The sequence below is a fragment of the Candidatus Borrarchaeum sp. genome, from assembly GCF_019058535.1.
Lineage (GTDB): Archaea > Asgardarchaeota > Sifarchaeia > Borrarchaeales > Borrarchaeaceae > Borrarchaeum > Borrarchaeum weybense.
This window is the reverse complement of record NZ_JAHPYX010000268.1, coordinates 26,295-47,213: the sequence shown is the minus strand read 5'-3', so window position 1 is coordinate 47,213 and position 20,919 is coordinate 26,295. Positions and strand designations below refer to the sequence as shown.

Here is a 20,919-nt window from a genome sequence, read left to right as displayed (position 1 = left end):
CAATGGGGGTGCGTAAAGTCAATCCAGTGTCTGCGCCTAAAATAGTAAGTTTCGGTCCATGTCAAACTGCTGCACTTTCTTTTGTAGTTGGAAGACATTTGGAACGGGAAGAGTTTGTTCCAGAACCATTCTGGTTTATTTTTGCTCAAATTGAGATTGAAAAACAACTTTATGATCTCAAATGGGAGAAAGATCGCCTATTCGATAAAAAAGAATGTAAGAAAATTTTTGATGGATTGAAAAAAGAAACAAAGGGCAGAGTGGAAGATGTAATTACCGAAGAAAAGAAAGCATATCCACCAAAGCCCTTAAACACGGTTCAATTTGTTAGTATGGCGGCAAAACATCTACAAATTGCATCTGAACGCGCCATGGAAATTGCAGAGCGCTTGTATAATGCAGGAATTATAAGTTATCCAAGAACAGAAACAGAAATCTATCCACGAACCTTTAGCCTTAAAAGATTGCTAGAGCAACATGCTGACCATCCAGAATGGGGTGACTATGTCTCAAAGTTACTACAAAAACGCATACGAGCTACACGCGGAAAGCGAGATGATAAAGCACATCCACCAATTCATCCTACAAAAAGTATTGAAAAAAGCGAATTGGAAAAATTGCCTGAGGTCAAAAAATTTGACAAAAATGCTGTATGGTCAGTCTATGACATGATTTCAAGACATTTTTTTGCCACCATGAGCATGCCCGCAGTATATTCAGAAATGAAAATAACCATTCAAATCGGTCAAGAAATGTTTAATCTAACTGGAAAGCAACTGAAGCAGCTCGGTTTTTTAGAAATATATCCATTTCGAAAAATTACTGAAAGGTTACTACCAGTCCTTAAAAAAGGCGATGAAGTAAATATCGCCAACCTAGAAATGAAAAAAGGAGAAACTAAACCTCCACGTCGGATCACAGAAACTGAATTAATCAAATTAATGGATAAAAATGGTATCGGGACAGATGCTACAATCCCACAGCACATTAAAACAAATAAACTGCGAAACTATTTTAAAATCTCTGGAAAAGGACGAACGATTCAACCAACTTTGCTGGGTATAGCTTTAATCACCGGATTAGGAAATATTGATGAGATGCTTGTTAAACCAGAACTCAGAGCCTATATCGAGAACCAAACGAATCTTGTTGCGACAGGAGAGCAAAAAAAAGAAACTGTTGTCAAAGATTCGTCGAAACGCATGAAAAAACTCTTCAAAGAAGTTGTCGCAAAAGAAGAAACTTTAATAAACGCCCTAGCAGAGGCCATACAGACCGAAAGGAAGAAAAGTACTCCAAAAGTTGAATTATTTAATTGCCTAAACTGCGGCCACCCAATTGAGATTTTCAAAGGAAAAAAAGGATATTACTTACGATGTACTAATCTAGATAAGAAAGAATGTAAAACATCATACCCACTTCCCGCAGGGATACCCAGAGCCGCAAAATTCATATGTCCTTTATGTGATAAACCAATTATAACGATGACCTCACCAAAAGGAGTACAGTACAATCTCTGTCCAATTTGCTGGATTGAGGAAATTGAAACAGAAGAAGGAAAAAAACAGCGTGGTCCGTGCTTCAACTGCGAGGTTGAGGATTGCAAGGGGAAGGTTGTTGATGAAAAATCACGTAAAAAGTGTCCTGTTTGTAAGGAAGGAGAATTAGTCGAAAGAAGAGGAAAATACGGCAAATTTTTAGGTTGCTCTAATTATCCCGAATGTAAAACTACGATTACATTATATCCTGGTGATCGACCTCTGAAAAAGGTCTGTACATGTGGATGGCCTATTATCTCAAAACTCTCAAAAAATAAAAAACGTTACTATAAGTGTTCGAACAAGGAATGCACTGAAGAAATTGATCAAAAAGAGGCGCGAAAACATGAAAGCGGTGTTGTAAAGTGTCCTGCTTGTGGCAAAGGAGAGTTAATTGAAAGAACAGGGAAATTTGGAAGGTTTCTTGGTTGCTCTAATTATCCCGAATGTAAACTAACCATCTCACTATATCCTGGCGATAACCCTTTAAAAACTGCTTGTCCGAAATGCGGATTCCCTCTTATCAGCAAACTTTCAAAACAAAAGAACCGGTACTGGAAATGCCCCAATAAAGAATGCGATTATATTGATTTTCCAAAAGCAACAACTAAAAAAAAGACAAGTTAGTGGAAAATTGAGAATCAGTGTATTTCTAGAAGAATACAGATTGTTCATAAAGTAGATTTTGGATAACGATCCTAATGAAAAGAATTGTTAAAAAGATTGGTTACGACTATATACTCTTTTTATCTGTTTTAGTCTATGATTTGTTATTCCTCAAGGATCTCATCCACAATTCAAGAAGATATCGAAGAACTGTTGTATCTCTATTCGCAGTCAGTCTAATGGCACTTCTTACTTTAGTTTATGCTATTCTAGGAGTATTTATAGTTAATGTCCGCAATAATTCGCTGATTTGGGTTTTATATATCGCAATACTAAGTTTATTCTTAGCCTCAACATGGCGGACAAGGATTACTATAGCCCCCCCAATCAAACCTGTGGAATCGACTTCACTCTTTTTTCATACAGACGAATCCCCTTATCATAGTTTATTTTTCATGCATCAACTTCTGGAAGCAGCGCAAAAATCACGACTTAACGGAGAATTAGAAAAGACATGGAAGTTTTTGAAGCACTTTCAAAGTGTGTGGAATGAAGTGCTTTTGCGCAAAATAAAAATTTTTCTTCATAAATAATGCTTGGCATTTCTTCATGTTTTTTCCTTCGAAAGCTAAAGCCGATTTAAAAAAATTAAGGCTTCTAAGGAGTTAAATAGTTTGAAATCAATTAGTAACGAGTAAGGGAATAGCGGAAAATTTCAGTTATTTGTTTGGCAAGACTGTCCCAACTAAAAGTTTTAAGTATCCATTCTCTGCCTTTTTTGCTCAAGGACATTCTTAAGTCATCATTGTGTAAGAGAGAGATCACCGCCTCTTTAATTTGTTTAGGGTTCTTTTGTTCGATGAGAATTCCAGCTTTTCCGTAGTTTAATGCTTCCGGGATTCCTCCCACTCTTGAGGCAATTACTGGGACTCCGCTAGCCATGGCTTCAAGCATTACCACACCCAGCCCTTCGGTATCTCCCTTTGAGTCTATAATCGCGGGCAAAATAAAAACATCAGCAATCGCATAGAAGTATGGAAGGTCATCATCAGGCACCATTCTACAGAATACTGTGCTATCCATAACTCCTAGTCTTTTTGCTTGGCTCATCAAAATATTTGTTTCAGGACCATCTCCTGCGATTAAAAGTTGCACATTCGGAAACTCTTTTCTTATTGAGGGTAATGCATCTATTAGATATCTTATCCCTTTCCGCTCAACCAATCTACAAACAGTAAGAAGAATTGGATCGCCATTACAATTATATTTTTCCCTAACAAGGGAACCATCTAAATTTGGATTGAATTTTTTAGGATCTACGCCTGGGTAAACCATTTTCAATTTATTGGGGTTAACGCCCATACGTTCAATTTCTTTTTTTGTGAAATTTGAATTAGGTATAATTACATCAGCCATTTTGAAGACTAAATCAAGGGCAGGCATCATAAACTGATACTTAGATTGAGAAAGAGCAATTTCAACAGGAAACGTCCCAACTATCAGTGGTCGGTTAAAAATGCGTTTAACCAAGATTCCTATGAGGCCTTGTGGGAGCGCCCAGAAAGGACAGATTATATCGGCATTATAGTTCTTGCAAATTTCTATAGTCTTCCGTGCAGCATTTAGCAAGTAAAAAGGCGTAAGCATTTTTGCAAATGCTGATTCTTCGAGATTAGCGGGCATTCTATCTCGGTAAGTCAAAGTTTGAAGCCATGGTGGACGCATATACGTGAAACGATGTACGTGGATACCCCCTAAGATTTCTTCGTCTAATATTGGTCCAATACCTGGTATCATATAATCCTGAGGTGAAACGACGTGAATCTCAAAGCCAAGTTTTGCAACCCGAGTAAACAATTCAAAAAGAAATGGAGAAACTGGATCGTTAAGGTATCTAGGAAACGATGGGGTGATTATAACTGCTTTATAAGTCATGAATTCGCACCAGAAACCGCTATAAGCAAATGGATAAATGTTCTATACGAAGGATATTCAATTTTGTTTCTACAAGATTAAATTTCAATAATGTTTCATTAATGAGTTTAACCCAAACATAGTGTAGGAGAAGAAAAGACTAAGTTAAAAAAAGTATAGAGAAGTGTGTGATGTAGTTTTTAATTGAAATCTCAAGATAACAAACAAATGCTAATCTACAACTTTCATTAATGATACATAATTAAAAAAAGGAAAAATTCACCAATTATTAAGTGTAGTAAGAATAAGACAAGGAGGGCTAGAACGAAATTGGAACACCCTGAAGGAAAAAAACTCACCGAAATTGAGCTATACGAACTCATCGTGCCAGGAAAGATATTAGGTAAAGAAGTTGTTGATGCTGGAGCAAGAAGGATCGGAATAATCCGCAGTGTAAGATTGAGTTTATCACAGCTTCCTCAAATTAAGGCAGAAATTGTTGTTAAAGGTCTTGAAGTAGAATTTCCAGTAGGTATCGAAAACATCCAAGCAGTAGGAAATATTGTTCAACTAAAGACAATTATTAAAGAGGCTCGCGAAATTGAAGTGCGCGAGGTTATGAGCCTAAGAAAAAAGATTTTAGAAGAAATAAAAGCATATATTGCCAATATTTAGTCACCAAGTATTCAAATGTCATTAAAAAATCAAGATTTCACTGAACAGGGCAAGCAAACTATGTAAAATCATAAACTGGAGAGGATAAAATAAATCCTTTCAAGAGCGTATACGTTTAGTTTTTTCGAGGATTTCAAGCCATAAAATGGTTAGACGTCCTATTGTCATAAGTTCGTCGGCATCAATTTCTTCTTTTAATCTCCTCATCACATTTTCAATTTGTATACAAATAGCTTGATCTAATTCCGTCAAAAGAGATTCTTTCTCTAATTCTTGAACTTCTGCTTCATCGGAAACTATTAACACCTTTTTCTCACACTGGGGGCAGATGATATCGCGGGACTCTGGCAACTGAAATAGAGGACCAGAACACTCTGGGCACGCCTCATTTAGCATCGTCGCGCCCTTCCTCATCAATTCAACTGCTTTTTGAATGCCAGCCTCTTCTTTTTTTGTATCAGATTCTTTCAACAGTCTCGCCTGCAGTTCAGATTCCTTTAACAACTAATGTATAGTGAAAAAGTTTTAAAAACCTCTCTTACTGCTGTATGATTAAGGAATATGAATAGTTTACTATTAGTTCTTTTGCTGAGGTGGCGAAACAAATGAGCGAAGAAACACAGGAAAAATTAAAGCAAGTCCTCCAAGTCCTTAAGATGATATCAGAGGATACCAGTGTCCCCAGAAATATTCGAAGAGCTGCCAATGAGAGTATCGATGCAATAGAAACAGATAAGGTAGACAGCGCTGCGGTAAAAGCTTCTAATGCGATTTCAATTCTAGATGAAATTTCTCAGGATCCAAATTGTCCCCTCCATGCTAGGACGCGAATATGGAATGCCGTTAGTATCTTAGAGACGATCTCTGATTAAATCAATCAAATTTCTCATTTTTTCTTTTCAATCTAGTTTTTTTGTATTTAGAAAATTTTGCATTAGGCAAAGGTATTTTGTCATTTAAAATCTTAAAAGAACCGTTTATGTTAATTTTTAGCTAACAAACTAATTTTTTCAAAAAATTAAGTTTCGCAGCCTCCTCTATCAATTCAGCGAGATAATAGGCGTTTTTTAAAGAACTTCCACCAACAACAATTCCATAGCGAGCAAGAATGCAAGCACTATGATCTTTAAAGCGATTAACTACGAGACCAGCAAGTTTCTGCGAACCAGGTTCAGCATATTCAACAAATTGAAGTGCTCCAATGAGGATTTTGCTCTCAGCGGTAAATAATTCAATTGGTTTTTTAAGAATTGAATAAAGAGTCGAATAAAGAGAATGAATATGAATGATAGCCCCTATATCAGATCTTGCATGATAAATTGCACTATGCATAGGTAATTCTGATGAAGGCTGACCCCCCTCTACCACTAATCCGTCAAGAGTTGTTACAACAAGATCATCTAAAGAGATATCAAATAATGATGTCCCCTTCGGGATAATGATTATGTGATTTTTTCCATTCCGAACGCTTACATTTCCTCCCCAAGCCTTAGCAAGACCTCTTAAATAAAGAAGTTTACAGATTTCAACAAATTCGCATTTAAGTGCTTTTGACATGTCTAAAGACAACCTCAATTGAGAGATTTGACCAAAAATCAAATATTATAAGTTAGAATGAACCTTGATAACGTCAATTTCTAATACTTCAATGTCTGAATTAAGTAATTCGCTAACACTTGGTTTAGTAAATCCTTCATCTCCTGTTAACAATTCTTTGACATAGAGGCCTCCTTCACAGTGAACAATAACTTCCATAATATTATCATCAAGGACTTGATTAATCTTAAAACTAAATACTCTTTTCTGACGAATCTTGTCTACACGCCTGTGCAGAACTCGTTGAGGTGTCCGCTGATCGATGGTGATAGATTGAAATGCTTGCTCAATTCTATTTACATCAACAACTTCTATTTTGCGAGAAACCTTTACAAGCAATCTATAAGTTTTTTCTGTGAATTTAGAGCGCGCCTTGATTTGTCTAATTATCTCTCGAGTGATCTTCCTTAGATCTAATACTTCTACTTTTCCCTGAGCATAGTTGTTAATTGCCTCTTGAAGTTTATCTAGCGAAATGTTGCGTATTTTAGGCTCTTTAATTTCAAGCACAAAGGGTCTTCCATTTCCAAGCATCTTTGCGTCTATATCTTCGCGTCCTGAGGCGTGAAGAATACCATCTTTGCCCTTGGTTAATTCTAATGTGGGATTGGAGATTAGTTCCTCTATTGATTCAGAATATCGTTTCCCCGTCCCATTACATTCACTACATCCTTTTCCTTGACATGATGAACAGATCCACGTACTTTGTGGGATTCCTCGAATTAATTTCCGGTAACGTCCATAGATGAAAAGCGGATTCACAGATATCGATAATTCGTTATTTATAGTATCCAGAAGAATAACCACATCTGGATTCTGAAAACTTACATTCTTTTCAGTAAATTTGTGAATATATTTTCCGAGTTCTCTATTTAATTCAGACTTGCACGCTTCACCCGATTCAATACGATAATTTGCTCGAAGTTCATCCTCACGCTCTAATAGTAACGGCGAAATTTTTGAGCCGACAAGAAAGGTATCAAAATCAACATCTTTGATTTTTTCAATAATTTCATTTGCATATTTTGGCAAATCATCAAATATTCCTTCACATAAAGAGCACTTTGAATCATGGGGTTGCGTGTCTATTCCAAAAATTAATAGTGTTTTAATAGCACTTTCACATTTACCATGAATGGCAAGGACTTTCAATAATTCCAAATCTTCAAGGCGATGCGCATTCATAGTTAGTAGAGTTTTAATTGCAAATCCTCGTTCTTTATTAGCCAAACCACTACCATAAGCCGCAAATTGCCGACCAAGACAACTGTCGCATAAATATTTATGAGATTTAAGAAGTTCAATTGCCTTACTGCAAATCTTATTGTCAAGGTGGTTTTCATTCATAGAAATCACATTAATTCCGTAAAAACAACTCAAGGAAACCCGCTACTTCTACGGTGGAAGGAAAAAGACGATATAATGATTGTGAACTATAGGTCCATGGGCATATCAGGAAGCCCACCGGGCATCATAGGAAGTCCTTTCATTCGCCTTCGTCCTCTCATGCCTTTCATAAGTTTTCTGAGCATGTTATATTGTTGAAGTAATTCTCTTACATCTTTTATATCTGTTCCAGAACCCCTTGCTACACGAACAACACGAGAACGTTTCAAAAGTTTAGGGTTTATTAATTCTTCACTGCGCATACTATCAAGAATATGTTCCCATCGCTTGATTTTTTCTTCAGACATTGATTTCATTTCATCAGGAATATTAGATACACCTGGAAGAAAACTGAATATCTTTGATAGAGGACCCATTTTTTTCATTTTCTTGATCTGCTCTCTGAACTCTAACAGGGTGAATTTACCTGAAAGAAATACTTTGGCTTCTTTTTTAGAAGGGGTGACTTCTGCGTCTCTCAATTTTTCAATAAGGGATGATAGATCACCCATTCCAAGTAATCTGCCAACGAATCTAGGGCTATTAAATCTCTCCAAATCTTCTATTTTTTCACCAATACCGATAAATTTTATTGGAGCTCCTGTAGCAGCAACTGCAGATAAAGCACCGCCTCCACGAGCACTTCCATCAAGTTTTGTTACAAGGATCGCCCCAATATCTGTAGCATCATTAAAAGCCTCAGCCTGAGTATACGCTTGTTGACCAAGAGTTCCATCTATTACCAAAATGATCTCTTGTGGATGAATGGAACGTTCTATGCCTTTCATTTCCTCTATAAGTGATGTTTCATCTTTGTGGCGTCCGGCGGTATCTACAATAATTACTTCATGTTTTTCATTTGTAAATTGCTCAACCCCTTTTTTTACAACCTTTATTGCGTCCTTTTCCGAAGTATCTCCGAAAATCGGTACATTTATGGATGCAGCAAGTTGTGAGAGTTGATTAAACGCCGCAGGCCGATAGGTATCACCACATACGAGTGCAGTCTTGAATCCTTTCTTTTTATAAAAATAGGCTAATTTACCACAAGACGTCGTCTTTCCGCTGCCTTGAATCCCAATCAACATTATAATGGAAGTTTGACCAGGTTTTATACGAATAACTTCAGTTTTTTCACCAAGAATTGTTACAAGTTCATCATAAACGGTCTTTATAACATGTTCTCTTCTAGTGATACCTGGAGGAAGTTCCTTTGATAACGCTCGTCGTTCAATGTTCTTTGAAAGTTCAAAAACAAGATCAACCTTTACGTCAGCTTGTAACAGGGCTCGTTGCAAGTCTTTTACAAGTTCCTTAATCGCTTTTGCGTCAACGGTAGGCATACGTAGTAATTTGCGTAGCGCACCATTCAAAGCGCCACTAAGTTTTTCAAGTACCAAAACAATTACCTCATACTATTTTTGTCATCAATCATTAATGTTTTTTCCATCAATTTTGCGCATCTTTTACGAGCGAAATACCCCATTCAGCTAATTCTGTTGCGCGTTCTTGTGTTTTTGCCTCAGCAAAACTTCGAAAAATCGGTTCAGTACCACTGGGACGAATAAGAACCCAACCATCATCCGTAAGAATCTTCGTACCATCAATTGTAATCGAATCGTACTCTTTCGTGTTTTCTAAAATTGTTTCAATTACTTGCGCTTTCTTTTCGTTCGGGCACGAAATCTTTAGTTTTACATTAAAATACTGCGGTAATTCGCCCAATAAAGTAGATAGACTTTTTTTCGATTTAGAAACAATCTCCGCAATCAATGCAGCAGTCATTGCCCCATCACGCACGGGTTGAAATTCACTGAAAAATACACCACCATTTTCCTCGCCACCTAATATCGCATTTTCCCCTAAAATTGCTCTTGAGACACCTACCGATCCGACTTTTGTCCATACAATTTCACAATCACTTTCCTTTGCAATCTCTTGAATCATTGAAGAAGAAGCAACGGGCGTTACTACTTTGTTTTTCGGATTATTTGACAGGACATGTTTTTCGATAAGTGCAAAAGTACGATCTCCTGGTTGTACTATTCCTATTTCATCCACAAATATCGCACGATCAGCGTCTCCATCGTGCGCTACACCGAAATCTGCACCTACGTTGACTACGATTTTTGAAAGGTCTTTAAGTGTCTTTGGAGTGGGCTCTGGGGTTCTTCCTGGAAAACTACCGTCAATGTGGCCATTAATAGTTATTACACTACAGCCAAGTTCCCTAAGTACATACGGGGTCACTAATGCACCAACAGCGTTTGCCGGGTCGACGACTACTTTCAAGTTTGTCCTTAGAATCTCATCTTTGCCCGTCACATGTGTCTTTATTGCTTCTTTGTATACATCACATGTCTTTGACTCCGTTTGGATGGTTCCAATCATATTCCATTCTGCCAGATGTTGTCTTTTTTCAAAATAAATTGTCTCAATAGCTAATTCCTCTTCACTAGAGATTTCAACCCCATCTCTATCCATAACCTTGATGCCATTGTATTCAGGTGGATTATGTGACGCTGTTATCATTACGCCCCCTCTAACACCGTAGAGAGGTATCACATACTGGAGTGCAGGCGTTGGGCATAAGCCGATATCAAGCACGCCGAGACCTGCGGAAACGATACCTGAGATGACAGCTGATTTCAGCATTTGATTACTTGTACGCCCATCGCACCCCACAATCAGGGTTCCTCTCCCGAAATGGGTTGCAATGGCACTACCCATATTAACACAAAATTCAGCAGTAATTTCTTTATTTGCAACACCGCGTATGCCGTTTGTACCAAAGAGTTGTTTCTGTGTTCTTACCATTTTTACCACTTTAAGCCTCGTAGATTTTTTTATTGATATTTCAGTTTAGACTCTTAAACATATTATAAAAGCTATCATAGAACCCTTAAATTGCTTGATGGTTTTCAAAGAGATTACCACCTCATTTTATATTATTCCATCTCAGATGTAAGAAACAAAATAAATCCACTACTTCATCAAAACATTCTTAAAAGGAGCTGAACATCCTTTGTAGTGCAAGAAAAAGGTGATTTCTGATGTCCAAGAAGGTTTTCACATATCGCGGCCACACTCTTGATGAGTTACAAAAAATGTCTATGGATGACATCATTAAACTATTACCAGCACGACAGCGGAGATCTTTATTACGCGGTCTACCACCACGACAAAAAAAGTTATTAGAAAATATTAGGAAAGCAAGGCGCGCGGTCAAAAAAGGAAAGAAGGTAATTATTCGAACACACAATAGGGACATGGTTGTCTTACCTGAACTCGTCGGTTTCACAATCGGCATATACAATGGAATAACTTTCATAGAGGTCACAATAAGACCAGAAATGATTGGTAAGTATTTGGGTGAACTCGCCCCGACATGTAAAAGGGTAAATCATGGTAATCCTGGTGTTGGAGCTACTAAGAGTTCTCAATTTGTACCGCTCAAATAAATAAGCAAGATAATTTATCTTTTAAAATGTGAATTTGAGATTGTCTCAAACAGCAAGCTTACATAAGATAACACAAGAAAGCCCCATTGCTTGAGCCTGGGGATGAATGGTGTCAGGATTTTACATTTTTTAACTTTGTGCTACTTTTTGCTGAGTTTATAAACAGGGATGGAGTACACAGAGTGAGCAATTGTGTTGTACATTATTAACGAGTTATTGTAAGTTGTGCGGAGCACTCATACCATGTTAACAAAGAACGAACAGATCAAAAATACCTTGAAGGACACTAAGGAGCGGCGTAAACACATGAAGTGTCGGGTGTATACCGTGAAGCTAGACCATTCGCACTTAAACAAAGATTCGTTAATTCGCTTGAAGCGCTTATTCTTAGAAGCTAAATGGCTGTATAATTATTGTGTTAGCCACCCTAACGTGTTCTCTATCGATGATAAAATCACAGCCGTGTCAGTGAAGGTTAAAGATCAGTTTGAGATGCGCCAATTAGGGCAGTTATCGTCACACATGCGTCAGAGCATCATCACGCGCACCCAACAGAATATCCATAGCTTAGCGCGTGCGAAAGCGAAGGGTCGTAAAGTGGGGAGGTTGAAGTTTAAGTCATATGTGAATTCCATCCCGCTCAAGCAATACGGCAATACCTACAAGCTTATCAACAGGAAATACTTGCACATTCAAAGGATACCGCAAAAACTGCGTGTCAACGGCTTGGAACAACTACCGTCCAATTGTGAATGTGCCAATGCTACCCTACTGCACCAGCATGGCGATTATTACGTATCCATAACTACCTATACGCCGCGAGAACACAGACCGGCGATGGTAATGCCAACCCAATCAATTGGCATTGATTTTGGGGTAAAGCATCAGTTATCGCTGTCGAACGGTGTGCGTATACGCTACAAGGTGCCAGTTACACGCCGTATAAAGCAGTTGTGTAAGCAATTAAGTCGTAAACAGTATCGCAGTAAGAATTGGTGGAAAACGCTCTATAAGTTGCTCAAAGCATATGCCAAAACTACCAATATAAAACGAGACATTCGTAATAAACTGGTTCATTTCCTTGCCATTAATTTCCAAATGGTATGTTATCAAACTGAGAATTTACGCGCCTGGCAACGCCTATGGGGTAACAGAATGCTATCAACCAGCCTCGGTGGAATCATTCGCATGCTTGAAACAAAGGTGCATACACCGGTGGAAATTGACCGTTTCTTCCCCTCCACAAAGACTTGTTCGCGTTGCGGTCATCAGCGCACTATGAGTTTAGCCGAACGCACCTATGTGTGTCATCATTGCGGTCTGGTGATAGATCGTGATTATAATAGTAGTTGTGTGTTAGAACACGAAGGTCATAGGTTACTAGGTAGGGGACCTACCGAAGTCACGCCTGTGGAGACTAATACCTCTACCTTAACGTTGGAGTATCTGAATCAGATAGCCTACGTTGAGGCAAGTATGGTCGCAGAAACAGGAAGCCTCACTGCTTTAGCGTGAGGTAGTTCACAAATCAGCAAAACAAGACTTTGAGTTTTTGGAAAAAGTCAATCAATCTCACTTAATTTTCTCTGAGACGTAAATGCCATCCATAAACACACGAATGTCCTTTTTTCTAATTTTAGTCGATTGTTGTATATTTGCAGCGGTTTGAGCAACTTCTTCTATATTAATACCCTCAATGAGCAATGTATCTTTGCCTTCCATGAGTACAGAAGTGTGTCCAATAATACGGGCTCTTCTATGAGAACGTTCACCGGTAAAATTTTTGATACGAACTTCTTTACCCCTAACTTCTACTGAAATCGGGAAATGTGAGTACACAATTTTCATTTTGTAAATAAACCCATCTGTCACGCCTTTGAGCATATTTCGTATATGGGAAGCAATAGTACCTACAAGTGCCCTTTCTTTTTTTCTAGGAAAGTAGTTTTGGGTCTTAATCACATTATTTTCTTTTATAATTGAAACGTGAGCATGGCTAAAATCTCTTTTCAGTTCTCCCTTTGGACCCTTGACTATTATAGTAGATTCATTTAAATCCACACTTACATCCCTTGGAATCTCAATCATTTCTTCAACGAGAGCTTGTTTCACCATCGTAATTCACCTAAAGTTTAAGTCAAAATCCTTCATGTAAGATCTAATATACGTAAGCTAACAGCCGTCCACCGGTTTTTTGATGTTTTGCATCTGTATGAGACATAACACCTTCGGGTGTTGACACTACGAGCAAGCCAAAGCCTCTAGCTGGAAGATATCGTTTTTCCCATCTTTCAAAATCTCTAAACTTAACAGGATAACGTGGCTTTACAACACCACATTTATTAATTCGTCCTAATAATTGCACTCGAAATATCCCTGCGCGTCCATCGTCGATAAACTCAAATTCACCAACGTAACCCGCTTTTTGAAGTACGCGTAAGGTGGCTGCAATTACTCTAGACGCTGGTTTAACTATTACTTCTTTCTTACCAACAAGTTCATGATTATAAACATTAGACATTGCATTTGCTAAAGTATCCATAAGAGTCATTTTAATCTCCTTTACCCAAATTTCTTGAAACCAAGTTTATCAGCCACTTCCCGGAAACAACGGCGACAAATATTTATGCCATGAGATCTGATCAAACCTCTATGAGTTCCACACCGTCTACATCTTCGGCTTCCCTTTCCAAATTTTGCACGTTCAGGCAAACATTTCACCTCTAATATTCACATTAAAAGAATTTCATTCTACGTTCTTTAACAATCTCAACACCAAACTCTTCTTCCATGAAAAGTCTCACTTCTTCTTTTGTAAGCCTATGCCTCATAGGAACAGAATAACGCTGTCGACGACGTCGAGCAATCCTATACCCAGGTCGCTCTAAAGCTACGCATACATCCATCCCAAAAATTCCTAAATCCGGATCATACTGTGTTCCCGGAATATCAATATGCTCTTTAATTCCAAAAGAGAAATTGCCAAATTTGTCAAAGGAATTGAGTAGTAATTGATTATCAACAGCAACAATTGCTTTTTCTAAGAATGATCTTGCCTTTTCTCCTCTTAAGGTCACTTTACACGATATTGGTTCATTTTTTCGAATTCCAAAATCACGAATAGTCTGTTTTGCAATAAGATTTATTGGAATTTGATCTGTCAAACTTTCAAGAACGTTTCTAGCACGTTCCAATAACTCTCCAGATCTTCCTACACCCATATTCACAACGACTTTTGCAATTTTTGGGCTACGCATAGGATATTCTTTCCAATCGTTAAGTAATCTCTCTTTTTCTTCAGCTGAAATACTTGACACTTTTTCTTCATCTGAAATACTTGACATAAGCGTTCACGTTAGAATTTTTAGATTATGTTTTACTATGGCAAGGAAATTATTGGTTCATCTGTCCCGATAGGGAAAGTATATTCAAGAGCAGTTCTAATTAATTCCCCTTGAGCATTTTCAAGCGTGACGACGCTTGCATGATGACCAATTCTTTTTTCAATTTCATTAATACGTCCTACTAATCCCGCGTTCTTGCCACCTATAATAATCGCGAGGACATCTTCTTCAAATTTAAAATGATTGATGGTTTCTTGATTTGGGAGAACGAGCTGTAATACGTCTCTTGATTTATACGTATCTTCTACAGGATTGGTAGGATCTTGAACTTTCACCAGAATATTTCTTCCATCGTGAAAATTCAATTGAATATTACCTTTCTTAACGGTGACCTTGTTTATTAATTGACATAATTTAAAGGTGACTTCTTCTCCTCCTATTTCGTGAAGGATAAGTTCCTTTGAGGGGTGTGGAAGAACTCTATAGAATTTGTCTATCTTTCTAATCTCAATAACATCCATTAGTCCAACAGGAAAACGTTCGTCTGCACGCACTACTCCATCAATGAGAACATTGCCTTCTGCTAGTATTTTTTTCGTCTCTCGATAAGTCTTTGCATAACCTAGCATATCACGGATAATAATTTGAAGTGGTATTGATTTATTTAGTGGATGTGGGCCTGGTCTTGTTCTTGGTGCCCACTTTGCCTCTTTTCTGTGGATCTGCCATAAACGCGGCGAAGCTAGCCTCTTTAAGTGTTTTTTACTTCCCATTCTCGCCATTTTAATGTTCACCTCTATTCTTCAAACAGTTCTTCCTTTCCAATTGCCTTTCTTTCGAGAATTGCTTTTCGTCGCTTGTCTTTTAAATTTAATTTAATAATCATCAAATTTGAGGGATGAAAAGGTATATTGATTGTAGTACCATCCGCTTTGTCTCTTGTTGCACCATCAACGAAAACCTGAATTTTCTTCAAATTGACATCAGTGACTTTTCCTTCGACATCACGTAGTCCTCCACGCTTAATGACGACTAAATCGCCTTTTCTTACAGTAAGTGAGCGTAAACCCAGTTCTTCTCGTAATTCAGGTGATAAATGAACGGAAACAAGTTTTTGTCTTTGGTGAAGATGTGCTTTAAATAACGCTTTACGTTGCTTTCTTGGTTGTTTTGATTTTACTCGCATTAAGAAATCCTCCTAAATAATCATCCTCGCAGTGCTAGCGATTCTTGGCCACCGTTCAGCAGCCTCTTTCGCAACAGGGCCTCTTATATCGCTTCCACGGGGTTCGCCTGTAGGTGTAGTAATAACAGCAGCATTTTCTTCAAAGTAAATCCAAGTGCCATCAAATCGTCTATAAGGCTTTTTTTGTCGTACTATAACAGCGTTAATAACCTGTCTGCGCATCTGTGGCGTTCCTTTCTTTACTGAAACAACCACCATATCCCCAACAGCGGCTGATGCAAGACGACGTAGCCTTCCTCCATATCTTAGAACTGCAATAATTTTCAGAACTTTTGCGCCAGAATTATCTGCGCATTTTAAGACAGCACCTAAAGGTAAACCTTTAGTAACACCTACTTTATAGGCACTACCAGATGCACGTCCTCTTTTTGACATTGAGTTATTCCTCCAATTTCTATAGTTTTTCAACAACGACAAAAGATACTGTTTTACTGATGGGTCGGCATTCTGCTATTCTTACTCTGTCACCCTTTTTTGCATCTATACAAGGTGGATTATGTGCGGGAATATGCGAAGTTGCACGCTCATATCGGTTGAACTTTCGACTATATTTCAGATAATCTTGTCGAACAATGACAGTGTTATCCATTTTATCATTTTCAATAACCCCAGAAAATATCCTTCCTCGAATACGCACTGGGTTGATCCCATGAAAAGGACAATGATGATCCTCACATATACTTTTTGGGGGATCCACATCTAGCCCAATATTTCTTATCATTCAATCTCACCGTTTTTTCTTTATACGATCTTCAGGACGTCCAACTAACAGTTTTCCCTCGATTTCAATGATTTTCTCATCAGGTAAAATGCAATGAAATGTAGAATACTTTTTTGGAACGATTTTGGGTTTTCCTTTATTGTAAATTACTAACGTATTCTTAGTTTCATCAATAATCGTACCGAATATACCACATAGCTCACTATGAGTGGATTTCATAACCTTTATTCTCAAACCAATGAATTCACGACTTAACAGGATCTTTGCATTACGGTTTAATGTCATTTTGATTTCGCTTCTTCTTCACGAATGATGGTAACTAGTCGGGCAATAGTTCTTCTTAATGCTTTTACTCGTCCAGGGCTCTCTAAGGCCCCTCCAGTTGCTATCTTTGCCTTATTTTCCATATATTCTGCTCTGAGTTCCATCAATTTTTTTAGTCTAGCAGAAGGTTCCATTGTTCTAATTTCTTTAGAACGTAATATCGCCATTAATCGGACACCTCTTCATCACTGTCAGATTCTTTATTCTCTGGTTCTTCTTCGATCAGTTCATCAATCGGGCTTTCAACGATTTCTTTTTCATCAGGTTTGGTTCCAGGAATAAATTCTACTTCGTCAGGAAGTACTCCCTGAGGGAGCATAATCTTTACGGTGACACCAAGGACACCGCTTTTTCGTGGCACATGGGTTGTTGCTTGATCTACATATAGTAAGGCAGGCTCGCCGCATTTTGCAACAAAACCTTCTCGAAATTTTTCTGTTCGAGCACGTTGGCTTGTAATCTTTCCCTTGATGGTAATTTCTACGCCTCTGGCTCCTGCTTTCATTACTAGTCTTAAGACGCTATATCCTGCACGTCTAAAATGTATACCTCTAGCTAACCCGCTAGCAATTCTCTGGACCATAACTTTTGCATCTAACTCAGGTACGTCAATTTGATTTACTTCAATCTGAGGGTTTTCGAGGTTAAACCGCTGTTCAAGGTCAATCGTAAGTTCTTTAACGCTTCGACCTCGGCGACCAATTATCATACCAGGACGTTCAGCATTAATAATAACACGAGTACCAAGTGGTGTTTTGAATATCTCCAAGTTACTATAACCCGCACGTGCGAGTTTGGATCTGAAATATTCGTCAATATCATTTTGTAATATGCCTTTTTCGATGAAATGATTCTTCGTTGGGATTTTTTTCCCCCCAGGTTTATCATTAGGATTTTTTACAGTCTAAACTCACATTTACTGTTCTTCAACTATAACCTCAATATGTGTTAACGTATTAAAATATGGTGACGATTTTCCAAAGGCGCGAGAAATATAGTTCTTAATCTTCATTGCTCGATGCGCCACAATATGAATAAGCCTACATCTGTCAATATCAAGCCCTTTATACTCCGCATTTGCTTCTGCATTATCAAGGATAGTCAAAATAGCATCGGCTGCTTTTACAGGATACGCACCCGCATACCACTTATTTAGGCCTTTATGATGCGGCTTTTTTCTTTTATGACGCTTCAATGGCACCATTTTCTTCATATCAATTACATCTTCGAGGAATTCCTTCGCCTTGTCGAGATCCATATCTTTTAAAGCATCGCAAATCTCTCTTGCATGCTTCGGTGAAATTCTTAAGTCTCTGCCGCTTGCTTTAGCAGTTCTATCTGGATCCAGACCATAAATTGAATATTTGTAATTTGGCATAATTCTTTCCTTCCAACAAGTATTAAGGAAGAAGAACGTATCAGTATAATCCTTCTTTATGATTTTTGCGTAATCTGAATAATCCTTCTTTATGATTTTTGCGTAATCTGAATAATCCTTCTTTATGATTTTTGCGTAATCTGAATAATCCTTCTATTAGTACCTCTTCCTATTTTTTGAAATATTTATAAAAGTTTCTTTTAGACGAGGGATTTTTTTTCATAGCTCTTCTAACGAATGAGTATGATCCAATATCGTAAGTAACATAATTAGAATTAATTTTGTGTGAATACCAGGACTAACACTACAGTACATAGCTTCTTAATGTCATGAAATCAATTAGAATTGTATAGTTTTTCAAATTCATTCTTTAATGAAATTTAAGAAATCATTCATCAAAAGGAAATCAAATGATTAAAAAATTATTCATGGATTAAAACTCTGACTAGACTATTCAAGAAGGAAATACTATAACACTCAAGATGTTTTGTTTTAGAGTGCAACATCGTGGAAAAAATGTCCAGCAGCAGAATAAAGGAATTAATTAATGGCATAAGCACCAAAGACAATATGGAGATTATTAAAGAGCTGATTGCTATAGGGAAGAATGCTATTGGTCAATTGACTGATGCACTTCAACATGATTCGTGGTATGTAAGATACAAAATAGCTGAAATACTGGGCGAAATGCAAGATAAAAGAGCCTTTCCATTCTTAATTAGAACATTAAAGGATGAGACAAATTCTTATGTTAGAGAAGCCTTAGTTGAGTCTTTAGGAAAAATAGGGGAACAAAAAGCGATTCCTTTTTTGATTCCACTTCTTAGTGATAAAGATCCGCAAATAAGAAGCGAAGCGTCATTAGCGCTTGGAAAGATGAAGATCGTAACAGCAGTACCCTATTTACTGCAGAATCTGAACTCAAATAATGGAAGAGTCCGTTGGGCGGCAGTCAGAGCTTTAGGAGCAATAAAAGATGCTAAAGCTGCCGTACTTCCACTAATTTCATTGATTGATGAAAAAAAAGAAAAGGAGTCAAATATTAGAGACTGGACTGCTTGGGCGCTTGGAGAGATTGGTGATACACGGGCAATAAAACCGTTAGTTGAAGCATTAAAAAAGGACAAAAGCCCCGATGTTCGTCAAGAAGCTGAACTTGCATTAGAAGAGATAGCAAAAAAGCATCAATTTTCAAAGGAAGAATTAATTTCAAAAAATGATTGTAACAATCGAAATAGTGAATAGGATATCAAAATGCTCTATGCACTAGAACCCGAAAGATTTTTCTTCAATTTAATTTTCTATGAGGAGGAGCTTTTTTGAAAAAAATAGAGGTTTACATGGGTACAAGCCCTTTTATGGGAGCAGGACAGTTCGGAAGCCGCTCAAGAGTTTACTATGAAACGTTTTGGAACAAGCCTGAAAACATGATAAAGATGTTTATGACGGCCATTGAGCTAAAATTTGATGGGATCCAAGCTGTGGCATATCCTAGGATATTAGATGCCCTTTATGTCGCACGAGAGAATACGGGACAACATATTCCTATAATTGCAAGTGTGCCACCGAGAGAAATACAAGAAAGTCTGTGGAATCTTGCAGACATGAAAGCGGAAGTTGTACTCGCTCATGGAGCAATCACTGATAAAGCTCTCATGTCAAATGATTATGAAACCTTAGTAAAATTTGTTAAACAAGTACGAGAATTTGCAATCCCAGGCGCAGCAACACATAGCCCAAACGAAACGCTGCCAAAATTGCTTCAAAGTGGTTTGGATCTTGAATATCTTATGACACCTTTAAACGCAATGGGTAAGTTTGTTAATGATCTCAAAGACTTATTAAAAGTCATAAACGAAAATAGCTCAAATACAAAAATTATCGCGATGAAACCATTAGCCGCAGGCGAGATTGCGCCTCAAGATGCATTAGAATTCCTTTTCCAACAAAATATTGATGCTGTAGCTGTTGGAATTACCTCAGAAGATGAAGCTAAGGAGATAATGGAAATCGTAAACACTTTACGAGGAACCTTATAATTAATTGATCCTAAATATTAAGTACTTTTATGTAAGCTTGCTTAGATTTGTAGCGTTTGTTCAAATTAATAAGCAGCGGAACCATCAACTCAGATGCTCTTGAACTGCTTAAGGGTCCAGCATCTAGGGGTCTCAATTTTTTGATTTTTTTTACCAATTGCGCAACTGTTTCTTTGGCATCTTCGTCTTCACCGCAAAGAAAAACATCACCCTTTAAATCAATAAGAACGTCGCGGAGACTATATGCACCAATTGTCTTAAAAGCGCCTATCACAATGATATCACTATCTTTTAAGACACTAGCAGCGCGTTCTGCACATGATCCTTCAGGGATTGCTACTGGTGTAGGTTGACCATTTTTCCATTCAAGAGGAACTGACACATCTATGAGAATGGTTTCTGGATTCATAAAAGGTTGAATTTCATGGAGCATTTGAACTTGGCTAGTATAAGGAACAGAAAGAACTACAACATCACAATCCTTTGCAGCATCAGGATTTTCGCGCCCTTCTAGTTTTATTGCTTTGCCACTACTAACTTTCACAATATCTTGATACTTATTGACTGCTTTTATCGCTTTATCTAATGAACGAGAACCGATTGCAACATTTTCTCCTGCAATAGCCCACCTAAGAGCTAATCCTCCACCATGACTTCCTGTACCGCCTATTACACCTATTTTCATTCACAT

General features: G+C 37.7%; 27 protein-coding genes. 8 read left to right on the top strand and 19 right to left on the bottom strand.

The features are described 5' to 3' along the window. Together QVB70_RS17020 and QVB70_RS17015 are read left to right on the top strand one after the other, a co-directional pair. The coding region (locus tag QVB70_RS17020) for a DNA topoisomerase (RefSeq protein ID WP_287588749.1) at window positions 1-2,165 on the top strand (2,165 nt) is incomplete at its 5' end. 74 nt (window positions 2,166-2,239) lie between these two features. Next, window positions 2,240-2,737 carry a hypothetical protein gene (locus QVB70_RS17015; protein WP_287588747.1) on the top strand — a complete coding sequence of 166 codons (498 nt, stop codon included), beginning with the start codon at window positions 2,240-2,242 and terminating at the stop codon, window positions 2,735-2,737. A 91-nt stretch (window positions 2,738-2,828) separates the two neighbouring features. Here the strand turns inward: QVB70_RS17015 and QVB70_RS17010 are convergent, their stop codons facing one another. Next, window positions 2,829-4,079 carry a glycosyltransferase family 4 protein gene (locus QVB70_RS17010; protein ID WP_287588745.1) on the bottom strand — a complete coding sequence of 417 codons (1,251 nt, stop codon included), beginning with the start codon at window positions 4,077-4,079 and terminating at the stop codon, window positions 2,829-2,831. Between the two features lie 309 nt (window positions 4,080-4,388). On the opposite strand from QVB70_RS17010, the gene QVB70_RS17005 reads away from it, so the two are divergent. Continuing rightward, the gene (locus QVB70_RS17005; protein ID WP_287588743.1) at window positions 4,389-4,733 is read left to right on the top strand and encodes a hypothetical protein; all 345 of its coding nucleotides are present in this window, start codon (window positions 4,389-4,391) and stop codon (window positions 4,731-4,733) included. A 99-nt stretch (window positions 4,734-4,832) separates the two neighbouring features. Here the strand turns inward: QVB70_RS17005 and QVB70_RS17000 are convergent, their stop codons facing one another. Further along, window positions 4,833-5,204, bottom strand: coding sequence for an Sjogren's syndrome/scleroderma autoantigen 1 family protein (locus QVB70_RS17000; RefSeq protein WP_287588740.1), 372 nt, complete (start codon window positions 5,202-5,204; stop codon window positions 4,833-4,835). A 134-nt stretch (window positions 5,205-5,338) separates the two neighbouring features. Between QVB70_RS17000 and QVB70_RS16995 the strand changes: the two genes are divergently transcribed. Next, window positions 5,339-5,605, top strand: coding sequence for a UPF0147 family protein (locus QVB70_RS16995; protein ID WP_287588737.1), 267 nt, complete (start codon window positions 5,339-5,341; stop codon window positions 5,603-5,605). A 121-nt stretch (window positions 5,606-5,726) separates the two neighbouring features. Here the strand turns inward: QVB70_RS16995 and QVB70_RS16990 are convergent, their stop codons facing one another. The 4 genes from QVB70_RS16990 to glmM all read right to left on the bottom strand — a co-directional run bounded on the left by QVB70_RS16990 (window position 5,727) and on the right by glmM (window position 10,532). Then, a complete protein-coding gene (locus QVB70_RS16990; protein WP_287588735.1) occupies window positions 5,727-6,290 on the bottom strand; it encodes a class II aldolase/adducin family protein in 564 nt (187 codons plus the stop codon). Window positions 6,291-6,335: 45 nt separating this feature from the next. Continuing rightward, on the bottom strand, window positions 6,336-7,676 hold the full coding sequence (locus QVB70_RS16985) for a tRNA pseudouridine(54/55) synthase Pus10 (protein ID WP_287588732.1): 1,341 nt from the start codon (window positions 7,674-7,676) through the stop codon (window positions 6,336-6,338). 86 nt (window positions 7,677-7,762) lie between these two features. Next, the gene (locus tag QVB70_RS16980; RefSeq protein WP_287588729.1) at window positions 7,763-9,115 is read right to left on the bottom strand and encodes a signal recognition particle protein Srp54; all 1,353 of its coding nucleotides are present in this window, start codon (window positions 9,113-9,115) and stop codon (window positions 7,763-7,765) included. Window positions 9,116-9,164: 49 nt separating this feature from the next. Beyond that, the gene (gene glmM / locus QVB70_RS16975) at window positions 9,165-10,532 is read right to left on the bottom strand and encodes a phosphoglucosamine mutase (protein WP_287588727.1); all 1,368 of its coding nucleotides are present in this window, start codon (window positions 10,530-10,532) and stop codon (window positions 9,165-9,167) included. A 236-nt stretch (window positions 10,533-10,768) separates the two neighbouring features. On the opposite strand from glmM, the gene QVB70_RS16970 reads away from it, so the two are divergent. Together QVB70_RS16970 and QVB70_RS16965 are read left to right on the top strand one after the other, a co-directional pair. Next, window positions 10,769-11,176, top strand: coding sequence for a 30S ribosomal protein S19 (locus QVB70_RS16970; protein WP_287588725.1), 408 nt, complete (start codon window positions 10,769-10,771; stop codon window positions 11,174-11,176). 243 nt (window positions 11,177-11,419) lie between these two features. Next, on the top strand, window positions 11,420-12,691 hold the full coding sequence (locus QVB70_RS16965; RefSeq protein ID WP_342766582.1) for a transposase: 1,272 nt from the start codon (window positions 11,420-11,422) through the stop codon (window positions 12,689-12,691). 57 nt (window positions 12,692-12,748) lie between these two features. Here the strand turns inward: QVB70_RS16965 and QVB70_RS16960 are convergent, their stop codons facing one another. From QVB70_RS16960 to QVB70_RS16905, 12 genes are read right to left on the bottom strand one after another with little or no spacing between them, the layout of a single operon-like run. Beyond that, window positions 12,749-13,291, bottom strand: a complete 543-nt coding sequence (locus QVB70_RS16960) for a 50S ribosomal protein L6 (protein WP_287588722.1) — start codon at window positions 13,289-13,291, stop codon at window positions 12,749-12,751. A 43-nt stretch (window positions 13,292-13,334) separates the two neighbouring features. Then, a complete protein-coding gene (locus tag QVB70_RS16955; protein WP_287588720.1) occupies window positions 13,335-13,727 on the bottom strand; it encodes a 30S ribosomal protein S8 in 393 nt (130 codons plus the stop codon). Window positions 13,728-13,738: 11 nt separating this feature from the next. Continuing rightward, entirely contained in the window at window positions 13,739-13,906 is a 168-nt protein-coding gene (locus QVB70_RS16950) for a 30S ribosomal protein S14 (protein WP_342766584.1), read from the bottom strand. Between the two features lie 5 nt (window positions 13,907-13,911). Next, on the bottom strand, window positions 13,912-14,520 hold the full coding sequence (locus QVB70_RS16945; RefSeq protein WP_287588717.1) for a 50S ribosomal protein L5: 609 nt from the start codon (window positions 14,518-14,520) through the stop codon (window positions 13,912-13,914). A 35-nt stretch (window positions 14,521-14,555) separates the two neighbouring features. Beyond that, complete coding sequence (locus QVB70_RS16940) at window positions 14,556-15,302, bottom strand: 30S ribosomal protein S4e (RefSeq protein ID WP_287588715.1); 747 nt, start codon at window positions 15,300-15,302, stop codon at window positions 14,556-14,558. Window positions 15,303-15,316: 14 nt separating this feature from the next. Further along, the gene (rplX, locus tag QVB70_RS16935; protein WP_287588713.1) at window positions 15,317-15,706 is read right to left on the bottom strand and encodes a 50S ribosomal protein L24; all 390 of its coding nucleotides are present in this window, start codon (window positions 15,704-15,706) and stop codon (window positions 15,317-15,319) included. 12 nt (window positions 15,707-15,718) lie between these two features. Continuing rightward, complete coding sequence (locus QVB70_RS16930) at window positions 15,719-16,141, bottom strand: 50S ribosomal protein L14 (protein WP_287588711.1); 423 nt, start codon at window positions 16,139-16,141, stop codon at window positions 15,719-15,721. A 19-nt stretch (window positions 16,142-16,160) separates the two neighbouring features. Next, window positions 16,161-16,487, bottom strand: a complete 327-nt coding sequence (locus QVB70_RS16925) for a 30S ribosomal protein S17 (protein WP_287588709.1) — start codon at window positions 16,485-16,487, stop codon at window positions 16,161-16,163. Between the two features lie 6 nt (window positions 16,488-16,493). Then, window positions 16,494-16,772 carry a ribonuclease P protein component 1 gene (gene rnp1, locus QVB70_RS16920; RefSeq protein WP_287588707.1) on the bottom strand — a complete coding sequence of 93 codons (279 nt, stop codon included), beginning with the start codon at window positions 16,770-16,772 and terminating at the stop codon, window positions 16,494-16,496. Then, complete coding sequence (gene rpmC, locus QVB70_RS16915; RefSeq protein ID WP_287588705.1) at window positions 16,769-16,978, bottom strand: 50S ribosomal protein L29; 210 nt, start codon at window positions 16,976-16,978, stop codon at window positions 16,769-16,771. Before rpmC ends, rnp1 begins: the two co-directional genes overlap by 4 nt. Beyond that, complete coding sequence (locus QVB70_RS16910; protein WP_287588752.1) at window positions 16,978-17,676, bottom strand: 30S ribosomal protein S3; 699 nt, start codon at window positions 17,674-17,676, stop codon at window positions 16,978-16,980. Before QVB70_RS16910 ends, rpmC begins: the two co-directional genes overlap by 1 nt. A 51-nt stretch (window positions 17,677-17,727) precedes the next feature. Next, window positions 17,728-18,189 carry a 50S ribosomal protein L22 gene (locus QVB70_RS16905; protein WP_287588703.1) on the bottom strand — a complete coding sequence of 154 codons (462 nt, stop codon included), beginning with the start codon at window positions 18,187-18,189 and terminating at the stop codon, window positions 17,728-17,730. Window positions 18,190-18,705: 516 nt separating this feature from the next. On the opposite strand from QVB70_RS16905, the gene QVB70_RS16900 reads away from it, so the two are divergent. After that, window positions 18,706-19,434, top strand: a complete 729-nt coding sequence (locus QVB70_RS16900; RefSeq protein ID WP_287588700.1) for a HEAT repeat domain-containing protein — start codon at window positions 18,706-18,708, stop codon at window positions 19,432-19,434. Between the two features lie 74 nt (window positions 19,435-19,508). Further along, complete coding sequence (locus QVB70_RS16895) at window positions 19,509-20,228, top strand: hypothetical protein (RefSeq protein WP_287588698.1); 720 nt, start codon at window positions 19,509-19,511, stop codon at window positions 20,226-20,228. 10 nt (window positions 20,229-20,238) lie between these two features. On the opposite strand, the gene npdG is transcribed toward QVB70_RS16895, so the two are convergent. After that, entirely contained in the window at window positions 20,239-20,913 is a 675-nt protein-coding gene (npdG, locus tag QVB70_RS16890) for an NADPH-dependent F420 reductase (protein ID WP_287588696.1), read from the bottom strand. Between the last annotated feature and the right edge of the window lie 6 nt (window positions 20,914-20,919).